Here is a 15,207-nt window from a genome sequence, read left to right on the forward strand (position 1 = left end):
TGGCGCCGCAGAGAACGGCGCTGGCAGTTACGTGAGATCTCAGGCGACGCGGACGTCAGACTGGCGAGCGTCGCGGAACGACACCAGTTTCTGGTGCCTCTCGTCCCAGAGCTTGAGCTTGATCGACGACAGGCTCTGCCGCACCGAAAGCCGCTGGACCTGGTCGAGATCCGGGTGATCGCGCAGCACCTCCGTCAGCCGATAGAACGGCACCCGGCTTTGCAGGTGATGGACGTGATGGACGCCGATGTTGGCGGTCATCCACTGCAGAGGCTGCGGAAGGATGTAGTGCGAACTTCCATGCGCCGCGGCGTGATGAAGCTGCCAATCCTGCTCTTCCTGCCAGACGGTATCCTCGAACTGGTGCTGGACGTAGAACATCCAGACGCCGATGGCGGCGGCGAAGAACGTCGTGGGAAGCCACAGGAAGACGACGGGCGCGACACCGACGGTCCAGACCACAAGCGCCAGGAGGCAGACGATGGCGATGTTCGTCCCCATGGCGCTGATCCAGACCCGGCGGCCGCCGACGCCCAGAGGAACGCGATGCTGGCAGTAGAACAGCCAGGCCGGACCGACGAGGAACATGATCAGCGGGTTTCGGTAAAGACGATAGCTCAACCGCCCGGTCCAGGACCGACTTCGATACTCGTCGACCGTCAGCGTCATCACGTCGCCGATGCCGCGCCGGTCGAGATTGCCCGACGAGGCATGATGCAGCGCGTGGGTGGTCTTCCACACGTCATAGGGCGTCAGCGTCACGACGCCGAGGACGCGCCCGACCCAGTCGCCGAGCCTGCGGTTGCGGAAGAGCGATCCGTGCCCGCAATCGTGCTGGATGGCGAAAAGGCGGACGAGGAAGCCCGCGTTGACGATGGAGATCCCGATCGCGAGCCAGACGCTGACCGAGAGGCTGGCCCAGGCGAGGACCCAGAGGGCCATCAGGGGAACGGCCGTCACCGCGATCTCGAAGGCGCTGCGCCGGTGCGACGGCTCGCGATACTTGGACAGGATGCGGACCCATGTCCGCGCGTCCGTTTCAGGCATGACGGCATCGCCATCCTGCACCGCACTCTGAATTGTCATGCTGCTATGGTATCCGATTTCTGACGCGGGTGGCGGGTTTCTTCGCGGCGGCCTTTGCCCTGGGGGTCTCGGAGGCCTCGCGTTCCAGCCTGGACTTTCGAAGCCGCTGCGTTTGCTTGTCGCGATCTTCGCGCTCAGCCTCGATGATCGACCGCGCGACGCGATTGGTTTCGGTGGCGCGCGCATCGAGCTTGGATGGCGCGCGCGGACCGCTCTTCGCCGTTTCGGTCGGCATCGAATTCTCCCGTTCGCCAGTTAGGAAGGGTGTCCGCGGGAAGCGGACCGTTCTCGACATGAACCATAACCGCTCCGACCTGAAGAAGATATGCCGTCAAAGGAGAGAATTCACCCCCACCCGGACATGAGGCGGTGAATTTGTATCATGGGTGCCCGGTCAAAACCGTGATATAGGAGAAAACGCGATAACCGTCGCGGACAATTTCCTGCGTTCAGAGTCGATGTTTCGACGGAGTGATTCAGGCAGACAGGACAGGACGGCATGCTGGAAAGACGCGGCTTCCCGATCGAGATGATCTACGTCCCGGCGAAACGGCTCAAGACGCTTGAGCCCGACAAGGTCACGGCGCTCGCGGAAGACATTCTCACGAACGGCCAGACGACGCCGATCCGATTGCGGACCGACGGGCAGCGATTCATCCTGATGGAAGGGCTGCACCGGCTCGAGGCGATGCGTGCGCTGGGCGAGCAATCCATCGACGGATACCTGGTGGGCTCGCGTCTTCACTGACGCCGATAAGACGAACTCGCACCGCATCGCATTCGCCCGGCATAAACGCTTACGTCACCGCGCCGGCAACGGATCACTTCACGAATGCCTGACGAGACAGCGCCCCATGGATGCTGTAGGAGGGACGGGCCGCAACTCCTTGCGTGCCTTGGCAACTTTGGGGGCCGCCTGAACCGCACATGTCCTTGCTGAAACAGGTTCTTGTCACCGTAGTCCTTGTCGCTGTCGCCGTGTGGGGCCTTGCGGCCTACGTTCCGGCGTCGCACCCGATGCTGGACCGGCTTGGTCTGCTTGAACGCCTAGGGATCGAAGCGGAGGCGGCCGTCGCGACCCAGGGCGGCGGCGGTCAGGGCAGGGGCGGCGGCGGGCCGGTGATTGTCATCGCGAAGGCCGTCGAAGAAGCCAGCCTTTATGACGAGATCACCACCATCGGGGACGGCAGAGCGCTGCGCAGCGTGGCGATCCTGCCGGAAGTCGCGGGCAACCTGTCCGCTGTCAACGTGCAGTCCGGCGATTACGTGAACGAGGGCGACATCCTTGTGACGATGGACGACGCCAGCCAGCAGATCGAGCTGGAGCGCGCCCGCTTCGTGGTCGAGGACGCGCGCGAGGCGCTGGAAAGGGTCAATGCGCTGGGAGGCACGGTGTCGCGGATCCAGCGCAGCAGCGCCACGCTTGCGGTGCAAACGGCAGAGCTGGACCTGAGAGAGGCGCAACTCGAGATCGAGCGGCGCAAGATCGTGGCCCCGATCGCCGGCTGGCTTGGCATCATCGCCCACACGGTCGGCGACCAGGTGACGCCCACGACCGAGATCGCGCAGATCGACGACCGCTCGGAGATCGTCGTCGAGTTCAGGGTGCCGGAGCGCTTCGTCGCCCAGATCGAACCGGGCGACGGGATCCGCGCCACACCTCTCGCCCGGCCCCAGCTGGAGCTGGAAGGGCGCATCACGGCGATCGACAACCGCGTCGATTCCGATAGCCGGACGCTGCGTCTCCAGGCCTCGCTCGCGAACGCCGACGACATGCTCCGGGCCGGGATGGCGTTCCGCATCACCCTGTCGTTCACGGGCGATCCGTTTCCGACCATCGATCCCCTTGCGATCCAGTGGGGCAGCGACGGCCCCTTCGTCTGGGTGATCCGCGAAGGCAAGGCAGAGCGGCAGAAGATCATGATCCAGCAGAGAAACAGCGACACCGTTCTCGTCGGAGGCGGGCTCGAGGTCGGCGAGCAGGTGGTAACCGAGGGCATGCAGAACCTACGGCCTGGCACGGAGGTGACGGTTTTGGGGGACGACGCCGCGCTGAAGGGGCCGGCGCCGGGCGCCGTGACCCGGGGATAGGGCGATGGCCGTCAGCGCGCAGTCCGCTCTCTCCTCAAGCACCGCGCTTTTCGTCAGGCGGCCGATCCTGGCTTTCGTGCTGTCGTCGCTGATCGTCCTTGCCGGGCTTGCGGGGCTTTTCGGCGCAGAAGTCCGCGAGTTGCCGGACGTGGACCGTCCGGTGATTACGGTCACGACAGAATTCTCCGGCGCCTCGCCCGAGACCGTGGACCGCGAGATCACGGCCCAGATCGAGGGCGCCGCGGGACGGGTGGCCGGGGTCAAGTCGATCTCGTCGAGTTCGCGGTTCGGCCGCAGCCGGGTGACCGTCGAGTTCGGCGACGACGCCGACCTCGACGTCGCCGCGACCGATATGCGGGACGCCATCGGACGCATCCAGAACGCGCTTCCCGACGGAGCGGAGGACCCGCGGATCGTGAAGGCGGACGCCAACGCCGAAGCGGTGATGCGGATCGCGGTCACCTCGAACCGGCGCACCGCGCAGGAGCTGTCCCAGTTCGCCGAGGAGGTCATCGAGGATCGGCTGATCTCGGTCCCGGGTGTCGCGGACCTGCAGGTGTACGGCGACCGCGAATCAGTTTTCCGCGTCGACGTCGACCAGATGCAGCTTGCGAGTCGCGGATTGTCCCTCGCCGATGTCAGCACGACGCTGAGAAACGTGGCCTTCGACGCGCCCGCGGGCGCCCTCAACTCGAGCAGCCAGAGCATCGTCGTCCGGACGACCGCGACCGTGTCGAGCCCCGCCGAGTTCGAGGCACTGGCGATCCGGGACGGCGTCACCGTGGGCGATGTGGCGACCGTCACGCTTGGCCCCGCGCCGGGCGAAAGCGTGCTGCGCGCCAACGGACAGACGGGCCTTGGAATGGGGATCATCCGGCAGGCCCAGAGCAACACGCTGGAAATCTCGCAATCGGTGCGGGCGGTCGTGGACGAGTTGCAGGCGATCCTGCCCGACGACATCAGCGTCTTCGTAACCAGCGACGACGCGGTTTTCATCAACGGCTCGATCCGCGAGGCGCTGAACACGCTCGGCATCGCCGTCGCCATCGTCATCGCGATCATTTTCGTCTTTCTCCGGGACGTCCGCGCGACGCTCATCCCTGCCGTCACGCTGCCGGTGGCGCTGGTGGGCACACTCGCCGCGATCTACATGGTCGGGTTCTCGGTCAACATCCTGACCCTGCTGGCGCTTGTGCTGGCGACGGGCATGGTCGTCGACGATGCCATCGTGGTGCTCGAGAACATCGTGCGGCGACGATCCGAGGGCATGGGCGCGCGGGCTGCGGCGGTCCTCGGGACACAACAGGTGTTCTTCGCGGTCGTCACCACAACGGCGACGCTGGCGGCGGTGTTCATCCCGCTGTCGTTCCTGCCCGGCCAGACCGGGGGACTTTTCCGCGAGTTCGGCTTCACCCTCGCGATGTCGGTGCTCCTGTCGTCGGTCGTGGCACTGACCCTGTGCCCGGTTCTGGCAAGCCGGCTGCTGAAGGGCCATTCGGGCAAGGCGGAGGCACGGGGACCGATGATCTGGCTCGGCCGGAGGCTCGCGTCGCTTTACGCGCTGGCGCTGCGCTTCTGCCTCGCGATGCCACTTCTGGTCATCGTGTTTTCAATCGGGTTCGCCATCGTGGCCGCGCTGTCGATGGGCGGCATCCGTCAGGAACTCACACCGCCGGAGGACCGTTCGCTCGCACTCCTTCGCGTCTCGGCGCCGCAGGGCGTGTCGCTTGATTACACGGCCGGCAAGATGCGCGAGATCGAGGATCTGGTCGAACCCCTGCGCGCGTCCGGCGAGGTCACCAACGTCTTCTCCATCGCCGGGACTGGATCGGACAACAGCGGCTTCATGGTGATGTCGCTGGCGCCGTGGGAAGAGCGCAGCCGCAGCCAGCAGGAGATCGTGGGTCAGATCAACGGAATGGTGGGGGAGGTCATCGGTGTCCGGGCCTTCGCGATCCAGCCCAACTCGCTTGGCATCCGGGGTGCGGGACGGGGGCTGACGGTGGCGCTGACCGGCAACAACTACCAGAGTCTCGCCGATTCCGCTCAGGCCATCATCGACCGGATGGAGGAAAATCCGGCCTTTGGCCGCGTGTCGCTGGGCTATGAGACCACGCAGCCGCAACTGTTCATCGAGGTCGACCGCGACCGCGCCTCGGACATCGGCGTGAACATCGACGGTCTGGGCGAGGCCCTTCAGGCGGTGCTCGACGGCCGGACGGTGGGCACCGTCTTCATCGACGACCGCAGCTTCAGCATCAAGATGGTGTCCACGTCCGACCCGGTGAACGATCCCGGCGACCTCGAGCGCATCTTCGTCCAGGCTGGGAACGGCCAGATGGTGCCGATCTCGAGCTTCGTCACGCTGCAGGAACGCGCCGTCGCACCGGAGTTGAGCCGCGAAGCGCAGATGCGCGCCGTCGAAATCTCGGCCACGCTCACACCCGAGCTATCGCTCGGCGACGCCTATTCCGCCGTGCAGGAGATCGCCGACGAGGTGCTGCCGGAACAGCAGCGGATCGTTCCTCTCGCCGAGGCAGCCACCCTATCCGAGACGTCTTCGGGTCTGTTCGTCACCTTCGGCTTCGCCTTCCTCGTCGTGTTCCTGGTCCTCTCGGCGCAATTCGAGAGCTTCGTCTCGGCGATCATCATCATGGCCACCGTGCCCCTCGGTCTCGCCTGCGCGGTATTCGCACTTCTCATCACCGGCGGCAGCCTCAACGTCTACAGCCAGATCGGGCTTGTGCTGCTGATCGGCATCATGGCGAAGAACGGCATCCTGATCGTCGAGTTCGCCAACCAGCTTCGCGATCAGGGCCAGTCCGTCAGGGACGCGATCTTCGAGGCTTCCACCGTCAGGCTCCGTCCCGTGATGATGACGATGGCTTCGACGGTGCTGGGTGGAGTGCCGCTGATCTTTTCGTCCGGCGCAGGCGCAGAGGCACGCGAGGCGCTGGGGTGGATCATCGTGGGCGGGCTTGGACTTGCGACGCTGTTCACGCTGTTCCTGACCCCCGTCGCCTACCTCGTCTTCGCGCGGTTGTCGCGACCGAAGGCCGAGGAGGAGGCGATCCTCGTGAGGGAGTTGGGGGCGGCGACCGGCGGCACGCCGGCGGAGTGAGCTTCCCTAGCTAATGGGATCGAGACCGCAGGCGGTGAAGGTCGGCGCGGCGTCCTCGCGTCGCAGGAACTCGAGGAACGCCTCGGCCGCTGGCCGCATCCCCTCGTCGAGGCCGTAGGCTGCGCCGAAGACGAAGACGCGCGCGAAGTCCGGGGGCAGGGGGCCGACGATGGTGATGCCCGGAATCGGAAGCAACTCGCTCATCTGCTGGAAGCCGAGGTCCGCGTCGCCTCGTGCCACGACGCGGCCGACACGCTCGGAAAAGATCGTGCGCGCCTTGTCCTTCATCTCGTCGGCGATGCCGAGGGCGGGAAAGACTTCCGTCGAGAGATAGATGCCGCTGGCGCTGGCGGCGTGCGCAACCGATCCGGCGGCCAGGAGCGCGTCCTTGAGCCGGGCGGAGGTCGAGATGTCGGGAACGGGCGCGCCCTCGCGGACGGCCGCCCCGATGCGCGACGCGACGAGCGGGACGAAGTCTTGAGAGACGAGACCGTCCCGCGAATACCGGGCGTGCGCCGCTTCGGCCAGAAAGTAGAGATCGAAGCGCTCGCCCTTTGCGAGCCGGGTCGGGATCGAGTCGTGCGCCTCGCCCAGGGACGAGCCGTAGGAGACCTCCACCTCGCCATCGTAACCGGGCAAAAGCGTCTCGATCGGGGCCGCCTGCGCGCCGGAGGTGATGATGCGCAGAGGGCGGGGGGACGACGCGGTCGGACTCATCTTCGATCCTTGAGGGAGAGGGTCAACGGTGCTCGCTGTACCAGCCATAGGTCGACCGCAGGCCATCGTCGAGCGGGATGCTGGAACGCCAGCCCAGTCGTGCGAGACGCGAAACGTCGAGGAGCTTTCTCGGTGTGCCGTCGGGTTTCGACGGATCGACTTCGATGCGTCCCCTGAACCCCGTCACCGCGGCGACCTTCTCTGCCAGTTCTAAGATCGAGACGTCCTCGCCGGAGCCCACGTTGATGTGGCTGAGGCGGGGCGAGGTCTCGCGGTCGTATACCTCTTTCGGCAGCGCGTGAACGAAGAGCGCGGCCTCGGCCATGTCGTCGACATGGAGGAATTCGCGTCGGGGGGTGCCGCTGCCCCAGATCACGACCTTGTCTCGCCCGTCGCGTGCCGCTTCGTCAAATCGGCGTATGAGGGCGGGAAGAACGTGGCTGGTCTCGGGGTCGAAGTTGTCGCCGGGACCGTAGAGGTTCGTCGGCATGACGCTGCGGTAGTCGGTGCCGTGTTGCCGGTTGTAGCTTTCGCAGAGCTTGATGCCGGCGATCTTGGCGATGGCGTAGGGCTCGTTCGTCGGCTCGAGAGGCCCGGTCAGAAGCGCGTCTTCGGCCATCGGTTGCTCGGCGAGGCGCGGATAGATGCAGGACGAGCCGAGGAACAGGAGACGCCGGACGCCCGCAGTAAAGGCCTCGTGGATCACGTTGGCCTGGATCATCAGGTTCACGTAGAGGAAGTCGGCGGGATAGCAGTCGTTGGCCTGGATGCCCCCGACCTTTGCGGCGGCGAGGATGACCTCGTCGGGACGTTCGGATTGCATGAAATCGCGCACGGCCGCCTGGTCGGTCAGATCGAGGTCGGAATGGCTTCGGGTGAGGACCTCTGCCTGTTCCACGTCGAGACGGCGGAGGATGGCGCTGCCCACCATGCCCTTGTGACCTGCAAGAAAAATGCGTGCCATGTCCTGACCTTCAGTTCTCGACCGCGACGGGCAGTTCATAGCCGTTGGCCTTCAGGAAGGCGTGGCGCCTCGCGTCGGCGAGGTCCTGCGCCACCATCTCGGCGCACATGTCTCGGGCGGTGATCTCGGGCTCCCAGCCGAGGTCGAGGCGGGCCTTGCCGGGGTCGCCGAGCAGCGTCTCGACCTCGGCTGGGCGGAAGTACTTGGGATCGATCCGCATGATGATGTCACCCGGCGCGACGGCGGGGGCCTTGTCCCCCCGGACGGACGTGACGCGGGCGACCTCGGTGAGCCCGGTGCCTTCGAAGGCCAGCGCGAGGCCCAGTTCCTCTGCCGTCCAGGTGATGAAGTCGCGCACAGAATGCTGCTTGCCGGTCGCGATGACGTAGTCGGATGGCTTGTCCTGCTGCAGCATCATCCATTGCATCCGCACGAAGTCCCTTGCATGGCCCCAGTCGCGCAGCGCGTCGATGTTGCCCATGTAGAGGCAGCCTTCCAGCCCCTGGGCGATGTTCGAAAGCCCACGTGTGATCTTGCGGGTGACGAATGTCTCGCCCCGGCGCGGGCTCTCGTGATTGAAGAGGATGCCGTTGCAGGCGTACATCCCGTAGGCCTCGCGGTAGTTCACCGTGATCCAATAGGCATAGAGCTTCGCCACGGCATAGGGCGAGCGCGGGTGGAAGGGCGTCGTCTCGGTCTGAGGCGTCTCCTGCACGAGGCCGAACAGTTCGGACGTCGACGCCTGGTAGAAGCGCGTACGCTTTTCGAGGCCGAGGAAGCGGATCGCCTCGAGCAAGCGCAGCGTGCCCATGGCATCGACGTCCGCAGTGTATTCCGGTGCTTCGAAGCTCACGGCGACATGGGACTGGGCGCCGAGGTTGTAGACCTCGTCCGGGGCCACGTCCTGGAGGATGCGCGTCAGGTTCGAGCTGTCCGTCAGGTCGCCGTAGTGCAGGCGAAGCTGGGGGTTCGTCTCGTGCGGGTCCTGGTAGATGTGGTCGATGCGCTGCGTGTTGAACATCGAGGCGCGGCGCTTGATCCCGTGGACCTCGTACCCCTTTTCGAGGAGGAGTTCCGCGAGGTACGAGCCGTCCTGCCCTGTGATGCCTGTGATGAGCGCGCGTTTCGTCATGATGTCAGTCTCTTCCGGGGAGAAATTGATGCAGTTTCGAGACGTTCTTGAGGGCAAGCGTCCCGAACCCTCCCGCACCGTTTCGCCTGATGGCGATGTAATCCTCGCGGCTCTTTCGCAAGACGTTCGCGAGAGAGCGGTTGCTGGCGCCCCCGACCCGCATCCGGGTGAAGACCGTTGGAACGTAGGCGAGCCTGATCCGGCCCGCAATCATCCAGCGGAGCATCGCGTCGTAGTCGGCAGCGATGCGGAGGTCAGGGTCATAGAGGCCATGGGTCTCGAAGACCTGGCGACGAAGGAAGAGCGTCGGATGCGGCGGCATCCAGCCCCGTCTGAGCTTCCGAGGCGTGTAGGGGCCCGAGCGCCAGCGGCGGATGATGCGGGACGGGTCCTCGGCCGAGACGTAGTCCAGGTCTCCGTAGACGCCGTCGACGTCGGGTCGGAAAGCTGACGCTACCGCCTCCAAGACGTCGTCCGAGGCGAAGAAATCGTCGGAGTGGAGAAGGCCGATCACGTCGCCCGTCGCGCGGCGGATGCCCCGGTTGATGGCGTCGTAGATGCCGCCGTCGCGCTCGGACACAAGGTCGGTTTCGGGACCCTCGAGGCGTCGGACGAGGTCGAGGGTACCGTCCGTGGAGCCTCCGTCCTGTATGACGTGCTGGTGGACCGGACGCGTCTGGGCGCGCAGGCTGGCTATCGCGTCCTCGATCGTCCCGGCGCGGTTGTAGACAGCCGTGAGGATCGAGATGGTCGGACGGGGGCCTTCGCCCGCGCTGCTGTCCGGCCTGTCGGTCATTGTGCGACGGGCTCCTTGCGCCGGCGCCGGAGCGCGGCGCGAAGCAGGAGGCCAAGGCTGGTGCCCACGACCATGCCGACCAGGTTCGACAGCAGATCCGTCCATTCGGCGCCACGCGCGAAGGCCGGCTGGACCACTTCGATGACGAAGCCAAAGAGAACGAGGCCGAGCAGGCCCCATTTGAGCCGCGGCCCGAGCCAGAGGCCGTGAGGGAAGGCGAGGACGGCATAGACGGCCACATGCGCCAGCGCGTTGCTGCCGTAGGAGGGCAGCGGCGAGACGACAGGACCGAGCATCGGGTAGAGCGTGGCGAACGGCGGCAGCAGGAGGGCCGGCCAGAGAAGCCAGGAGGGCGGCGTGCGAAGGAGCCGGAGGATGGCGGAGAGAAAGGTCAGAAGAAGTTCGCCTTCGATTGCTTCAGGAAGGCATGGGGGAAATGACGGAGGTGCGCAACCTTGGGGGCTGCATGACTATGGTTGGCTGCTCATTATCGGCAGTTCGATTCGGTGGGCGGGCGGGAACTGGAGGGCAAAAGGTGAAGAACAGCCCCATCCAACGTACCGCCATGAATCTCGCCAGCGACCTTGGCAAAACGTCGCTGCTGCCCGAGGCCATCCTGACGCGCCGACCGACGAACCGCTCCGCTCAGGCTCGTCGTCCGCGGTCACTGAAGCGGTCCAGATGTCGCCACTCGTCCCAGACGGTACTGTCAGATCAATTAGCCGGAAACGCCCGTTCCCGCGCCATCCGCTGTGGGGTGGACGCAAAGAATTTTCTGGGAAAGGCCTCGCAGAGCACGTAGCAGAAGAACAATCAGGCACCAGTTAGTCCACCAAATGAGTTTAATCTGTCATCCGGGATAACCGCTACTGGCGCGTCTAGGGCTTGACCAAAGCGGATACTCTGACAGAGCCGACAAGGTCATCCCTGCTCTCCGCGCCGCACGGTTTCGCGGGATAGGGGACGGCAGTTGTAGGAACACCGCGCCGCTGGTGAACTTCGAAACAATCTAACAGATTTGGCCGTATTCTGGCCATGTTCGACACCTAGTGCGTAGCGTACCAGATTTTAGAAAGGCTGATCGCAATGCAACCGGGAATCCTTGTCCTGGTCGGAATATCCGCGCTTCTGGTGCTCGTCGGCACTCAAGTTTCACTTGGTATCTTTACAATCGACGAAGCAGTCTACCTTCAGGGCGCGGATACCTTTCGTCTGACCGGTGGGTTCGTCTTCGACAACGGCATTGAGAGGTTCCTCTCACAAGATCTGACTTGGGCGGGGTTCTTACCCTACGGGCCCAACGGGCAGACCACGCAATATCCGCCTGGAATGTCAATTCTGGGCGGCTGGCTGCTGAGCGCATTCGAGTTGCGCGGACTCCTGTTTCTGAACGTATTTGCGACGGTGGGCAGTCTCTTCGTCACACGCGCCCTGGCTCGTTTGCTCTTCGACGACCAGCAAATCGCCCTTGCGGCCAGCCTGCTCTTTCTGCTGGGAACCTTCGTTGCAGAATACGCCTTCGCCTACTGGCCGCACATGCTATCCGTATTCGCGGTCAATCTGAGTCTTTTACTCTTTCTGAAGGCGCTCCTTTTCGGGAACTGCGTTTTTACGCTTAGCGCCTTGTCTGGTCTGGTTCTGGGGATGGGACTGCTCTTCCGAATCGACACAATTTTACTGCTACCGGTCATCGGCCTCCTAAACCTTCTATTCGTCCGGCGCTGGCAAGAATTCGTGGGGATCACTCTTGGCGGCATGGTCGGGCTCGCGGGTCCGGTGGTTCTTCTCGCGGCAATCAACAGCCAACGCTACGGCACATGGAATCCGCTGAGCTATGGTCCATCTCAAGATGGAGGAGTATCGATCTCAAGCTACGGCTCCCAGTCAGTTGTCTTTCTAGGCCTCGGTGCGGGATTCGTGGCTACAAAGCTCCTCGGCGCGCGCGTGCCGGTTGACGTTCGGGGTGGGCTTTTGCTCGCTGTAATGGCGCTATGTGCGCTTCTAATCCCCGAGTTGCGGGGTGTTCTACTGGCCTATGGCAAAGGGGTACTCGATCTCATCATCAACGCTGCCTGGATCATCGACAACCGGGGCGGCGTGGTTCCCGGCATAGAAGGCACACTTCTTTTCTGGGGGCTTTCGAAAAAGGCGCTGGGCCAAAGCCTGCCCTGGATCGGCGTTCTACTGGCGCTTGTCGGCCTAGCCTGGAATGATAGACGAAAGAGCATCCTTATCCTCCTCTTGTTGATCGGGGTCTGGACCTTCCCTTTCCTCGTCCAGACCTGGCACGGAGGGCTGGGGGCAAACATGCGATATTTTCTGCCGCTACTGCCTGCGCTCTCCATTCTCGCCACGTGGGTCACAGGCCGCTTGCTAGCCGATCCGGCAATCTCAGCACGTCAGGGGCGACGCCTTCTGCTGGTCGGCGGGGTTCTTGGAAGCATGACCGCCTTTCTCTGGATGCAGCACGCTGAAGGTGGTCTCGCCAGCGCGCATCAAAACTTCTCGACCTATGTCTTTGTCGCCGTAGCCATAGCTAGTTTCCTGACCGGCGTTTTCGCTTGGCCCGGATTGCGAAAGGGCGTGCTTCTGCTGGTCGGAATCGGGATAGGCACTGGGGTCTTCAACGGGATGACGGATACTTACATTGGTCAGTTGCGCCGCGCAGCTGCCGACGCCTTGCCTGATCTGACAGCGGGCTATGACGTCCCGGTCCTGATCTTTGACAGACTTTACAGGAGCGCAATGGTAACGCCCGATCAGTATGTAGCCATCCCGAGTGGCGCCTACTACCTTCCAGACCCGGTCCTAGTATTGGCGGCCATAGATGCCGAATTGCGGGTGGTCATGCCGGAAAGCATGGGCCGGATCTTTACCAAAAGCTATTCCGCCTTTAAAATCGACGGCGTTCCTCACGGCGAGGACCCGATGGTGGATATCACCCGGTCCGCTTCCTTTGATCCGGTGATCGGAGCCGACTATCCACTCCTTCACCGCTGACGGTACTGTTCCAGACTCGAAACATTCTTCGCTCTACGTCATAATTCTGCCTAGAACGAGCGACAAAACACGCGGCGACGCAGGTAAGGATCCCGCCTATGCATCTCATTGTGCAGATCCCGGCTCTCAACGAGGAAGAAACCCTCGCTATGGCGATCAGGGCGATCCCTCGCGTGATCCCGGGCGTCGCCACCGTGGAGGTGCTGGTTATCGACGACGGCTCGACCGACCGCACGGTCGAGGTAGCGCGCGAGGCAGGTGCAGATCATATCCTTAGGATGGCTTCGAACGTGGGCCTCGCCCGGGCCTTCACCGCTGGGATCGAAGAAGCCCTCGCGCTCGGCGCCGATATCATCGTGAACACCGATGCCGACAATCAGTACGACGCAAGGGACATTCCGGCGCTCATTCAGCCCATTCTCGATCGTGAGGCGCAGATCGTCGTGGGTGCCCGCCCAATATCCGAAATTGAAAGCTTCTCGCCCGTCAAGAAGACTCTGCAGCGCCTTGGAAGCTGGGTCGTACGGCAGGCCAGCGACACCAATATCCCCGATGCGCCGTCGGGCTACCGCGCCTACGCACGGGACGCAGCCGCCCGGCTCTGCGTCATCAACACCTATACCTATACGCTCGAGACCATAATCCAGGCGGGCCGCAAACGCATCCCCATTACCTCGGTGCCGATCAGGGTGAACACGGTCACGCGGCCGTCGCGCCTGTTCAGGAGCATGCGGGCATACATCCTGCGGTCAGCCAATACGATCCTGCGCGTCTTCGTAATCTACGCGCCTCTAAGGTTCTTCTTCACCGTGGCGGCGATATTCGCGGTCCCCGCGCTCTGGGCCATCGCCCGATTCCTCACTTTCTATTTCATGGGCCATGGGGCAGGGCATATCCAGTCGCTCATTCTCGCTGCCGCCCTTATGGCCATGGCCACCGTCTTTCTCGCCGTGGGCGTCCTCGCCGACCTCATCGCAGCCAACCGAAGCCTTCTCGAGGATATCCGCGCGCGCGAACTTCTGCGCGCACCTCAATCGCGTAGCGAGTTGACCCGACACCGGGCGGCGAAACTTGCTGATGCGTCGTGACGACCGAACCGCCAACTCCCGTTCTTGCCGACCCTGCGGACATCGGCCCCTCCCGGAAACCGGTGCTGGCGCGACCTGTTGTCTTCTGGGGCACCTACGATCTTGGAAAACCGCGGACCCGCATCCTGCGCGATAGCCTTCGGGGGGTCGGGGTCGAGGTCGTCGAGATCCACGCAGACATCTGGTGTGGTCACGAAGACAAAAGTCAGGCAGGGACGGCGACGATCCTGATGGTCCTTTTGCGCGCGCTGTTGGCGTACCCCGGTCTCGCCATTCGCTATCTCAGAGCGCCTGCGCACGACGCCGTCATCGTTCCTTATCTCGGCCAGTTCGACGTGCTGTTCTTCACACCACTCGCCTGGCTTCGAAGAAAGCCGGTGATCTGGGATATGTTCATTTCGCTTTACGATACTGCGGTTTGCGATCGGAGGATGATCCGCGCGTCCAATCCGATTGCATACGGATTGTGGGCGCTGGAAAGGTGTGCCTGCCGCGCCGCCGATCTCGTGCTGCTCGACACTCCGACTCATGCGCGACGCATTGCTGATCTTTTCGGTCTTGGAGCGATACAAACCGATGCCGTTCCGGTCGGCGCGGAACCTGGTGTGTTTGGGCGGATCCCGCCGCACAAGCCCCACGACGGTCCGACCCTTATCCTTTTTTACGGGCAGCTCATTCCGCTCCACGGGATCGAAACGATCCTGAAGGCCGCTCTTTCTGAGCGAGGGCGGGAGCATCGCTGGCACATCATCGGCACTGGTCAAGACAGTTACCTGGTCGAGGCGGCCCTAGCGGCGGGCACCGCACCACATGTTACATGGGAGCGCTGGCGCTCCTATAACAAGCTGATCGGCGCCATCGAAAAAGCGGATGTCTGCCTCGGAATCTTCGGCGCCTCCGAAAAGGCAGCATCAGTCGTGCCGAACAAGGTCTATCAATGCCTGATGGCCGGCCGGACAGTTATCACCCGCCGCTCCGAGGCGATCTCTGAGGCATTCCCAGTTTCGCACCCCAGTCTGGTCCAGGTAGCGCATTCAGATCACGTCGCGCTTCTGGACGCCATTGACGAGGCAAGAGGGAACGACTTTCCCGCGATTCCAGAAGACTATGTGGCCGCCGCCCGGCCCGAGGACATCGGTCGTCAGCTCGTCGTCCTGATCTCAAATATCTGCGAAGGCACGTCCGCATATGCCCAATGATCTGAGGCAGACC

The 15,207-nt window shown here is 63.7% G+C and carries 13 protein-coding genes; 6 read left to right on the forward strand and 7 right to left on the reverse strand.

What is annotated here, in order from left to right:
• Window positions 1-39 precede the first annotated feature (39 nt).
• Window positions 40-1,086: a fatty acid desaturase gene (locus EF888_RS05690; RefSeq protein ID WP_109757859.1), complete on the reverse strand. Its 1,047-nt coding sequence runs from the start codon at window positions 1,084-1,086 to the stop codon at window positions 40-42.
• A 4-nt stretch (window positions 1,087-1,090) separates the two neighbouring features.
• Entirely contained in the window at window positions 1,091-1,321 is a 231-nt protein-coding gene (locus tag EF888_RS05695) for a hypothetical protein (protein WP_109757860.1), read from the reverse strand.
• A gap of 264 nt (window positions 1,322-1,585) precedes the next feature.
• Between EF888_RS05695 and EF888_RS05700 the strand changes: the two genes are divergently transcribed.
• The 3 genes from EF888_RS05700 to EF888_RS05710 all read left to right on the forward strand — a co-directional run bounded on the left by EF888_RS05700 (window position 1,586) and on the right by EF888_RS05710 (window position 6,298).
• Window positions 1,586-1,834: a ParB N-terminal domain-containing protein gene (locus EF888_RS05700; RefSeq protein ID WP_109757861.1), complete on the forward strand. Its 249-nt coding sequence runs from the start codon at window positions 1,586-1,588 to the stop codon at window positions 1,832-1,834.
• 179 nt (window positions 1,835-2,013) lie between these two features.
• Entirely contained in the window at window positions 2,014-3,177 is a 1,164-nt protein-coding gene (locus tag EF888_RS05705) for an efflux RND transporter periplasmic adaptor subunit (RefSeq protein ID WP_109757862.1), read from the forward strand.
• A gap of 4 nt (window positions 3,178-3,181) precedes the next feature.
• The gene (locus EF888_RS05710) at window positions 3,182-6,298 is read left to right on the forward strand and encodes an efflux RND transporter permease subunit (RefSeq protein ID WP_109757863.1); all 3,117 of its coding nucleotides are present in this window, start codon (window positions 3,182-3,184) and stop codon (window positions 6,296-6,298) included.
• Between the two features lie 6 nt (window positions 6,299-6,304).
• Here the strand turns inward: EF888_RS05710 and EF888_RS05715 are convergent, their stop codons facing one another.
• From EF888_RS05715 to EF888_RS05735, 5 genes are read right to left on the reverse strand one after another with little or no spacing between them, the layout of a single operon-like run.
• On the reverse strand, window positions 6,305-7,015 hold the full coding sequence (locus tag EF888_RS05715) for a substrate-binding domain-containing protein (RefSeq protein ID WP_164721577.1): 711 nt from the start codon (window positions 7,013-7,015) through the stop codon (window positions 6,305-6,307).
• Window positions 7,016-7,037: 22 nt separating this feature from the next.
• The gene (gene fcl / locus EF888_RS05720) at window positions 7,038-7,979 is read right to left on the reverse strand and encodes a GDP-L-fucose synthase (RefSeq protein ID WP_109757865.1); all 942 of its coding nucleotides are present in this window, start codon (window positions 7,977-7,979) and stop codon (window positions 7,038-7,040) included.
• A 10-nt stretch (window positions 7,980-7,989) separates the two neighbouring features.
• Window positions 7,990-9,111 carry a GDP-mannose 4,6-dehydratase gene (gene gmd / locus EF888_RS05725; protein ID WP_109757866.1) on the reverse strand — a complete coding sequence of 374 codons (1,122 nt, stop codon included), beginning with the start codon at window positions 9,109-9,111 and terminating at the stop codon, window positions 7,990-7,992.
• A 4-nt stretch (window positions 9,112-9,115) separates the two neighbouring features.
• The gene (locus EF888_RS05730) at window positions 9,116-9,907 is read right to left on the reverse strand and encodes a glycosyltransferase family 2 protein (RefSeq protein WP_109757867.1); all 792 of its coding nucleotides are present in this window, start codon (window positions 9,905-9,907) and stop codon (window positions 9,116-9,118) included.
• Window positions 9,904-10,203, reverse strand: a complete 300-nt coding sequence (locus EF888_RS05735; RefSeq protein WP_109757868.1) for a VanZ family protein — start codon at window positions 10,201-10,203, stop codon at window positions 9,904-9,906. The genes EF888_RS05730 and EF888_RS05735 overlap by 4 nt, the downstream gene beginning before the upstream one ends.
• Window positions 10,204-10,993: 790 nt before the next feature.
• Between EF888_RS05735 and EF888_RS05740 the strand changes: the two genes are divergently transcribed.
• The 3 genes from EF888_RS05740 (at window position 10,994) to EF888_RS05750 (ending at window position 15,194) form a co-directional block, all read left to right on the forward strand.
• Window positions 10,994-12,907 carry a hypothetical protein gene (locus EF888_RS05740; protein WP_109757869.1) on the forward strand — a complete coding sequence of 638 codons (1,914 nt, stop codon included), beginning with the start codon at window positions 10,994-10,996 and terminating at the stop codon, window positions 12,905-12,907.
• Window positions 12,908-13,005: 98 nt separating this feature from the next.
• On the forward strand, window positions 13,006-13,995 hold the full coding sequence (locus EF888_RS05745; RefSeq protein ID WP_109757870.1) for a glycosyltransferase family 2 protein: 990 nt from the start codon (window positions 13,006-13,008) through the stop codon (window positions 13,993-13,995).
• Complete coding sequence (locus EF888_RS05750) at window positions 13,992-15,194, forward strand: glycosyltransferase (protein WP_126918501.1); 1,203 nt, start codon at window positions 13,992-13,994, stop codon at window positions 15,192-15,194. The genes EF888_RS05745 and EF888_RS05750 overlap by 4 nt, the downstream gene beginning before the upstream one ends.
• Window positions 15,195-15,207: the final 13 nt, after the last annotated feature.

Source organism: Silicimonas algicola, assembly GCF_003970735.1.
Classification (GTDB): domain Bacteria; phylum Pseudomonadota; class Alphaproteobacteria; order Rhodobacterales; family Rhodobacteraceae; genus Silicimonas; species Silicimonas algicola.

What these genes read in the sequence shown, in the direction of transcription:
- EF888_RS05740 (WP_109757869.1), top strand. Translation starts at nt 10,994, where the DNA reads ATGCAACCGGGAATCCTTGTCCTGGTCGGAATATCCGCGCTTCTGGTG.
- EF888_RS05690 (WP_109757859.1), bottom strand. Translation starts at nt 1,086, where the DNA reads ATGACAATTCAGAGTGCGGTGCAGGATGGCGATGCCGTCATGCCTGAA.
- gmd (WP_109757866.1), bottom strand. Translation starts at nt 9,111, where the DNA reads ATGACGAAACGCGCGCTCATCACAGGCATCACAGGGCAGGACGGCTCG.
- fcl (WP_109757865.1), bottom strand. Translation starts at nt 7,979, where the DNA reads ATGGCACGCATTTTTCTTGCAGGTCACAAGGGCATGGTGGGCAGCGCC.
- EF888_RS05700 (WP_109757861.1), top strand. Translation starts at nt 1,586, where the DNA reads ATGCTGGAAAGACGCGGCTTCCCGATCGAGATGATCTACGTCCCGGCG.
- EF888_RS05745 (WP_109757870.1), top strand. Translation starts at nt 13,006, where the DNA reads ATGCATCTCATTGTGCAGATCCCGGCTCTCAACGAGGAAGAAACCCTC.
- EF888_RS05710 (WP_109757863.1), top strand. Translation starts at nt 3,182, where the DNA reads ATGGCCGTCAGCGCGCAGTCCGCTCTCTCCTCAAGCACCGCGCTTTTC.
- EF888_RS05735 (WP_109757868.1), bottom strand. Translation starts at nt 10,203, where the DNA reads ATGCTCGGTCCTGTCGTCTCGCCGCTGCCCTCCTACGGCAGCAACGCG.
- EF888_RS05705 (WP_109757862.1), top strand. Translation starts at nt 2,014, where the DNA reads ATGTCCTTGCTGAAACAGGTTCTTGTCACCGTAGTCCTTGTCGCTGTC.
- EF888_RS05715 (WP_164721577.1), bottom strand. Translation starts at nt 7,015, where the DNA reads ATGAGTCCGACCGCGTCGTCCCCCCGCCCTCTGCGCATCATCACCTCC.
- EF888_RS05695 (WP_109757860.1), bottom strand. Translation starts at nt 1,321, where the DNA reads ATGCCGACCGAAACGGCGAAGAGCGGTCCGCGCGCGCCATCCAAGCTC.
- EF888_RS05730 (WP_109757867.1), bottom strand. Translation starts at nt 9,907, where the DNA reads ATGACCGACAGGCCGGACAGCAGCGCGGGCGAAGGCCCCCGTCCGACC.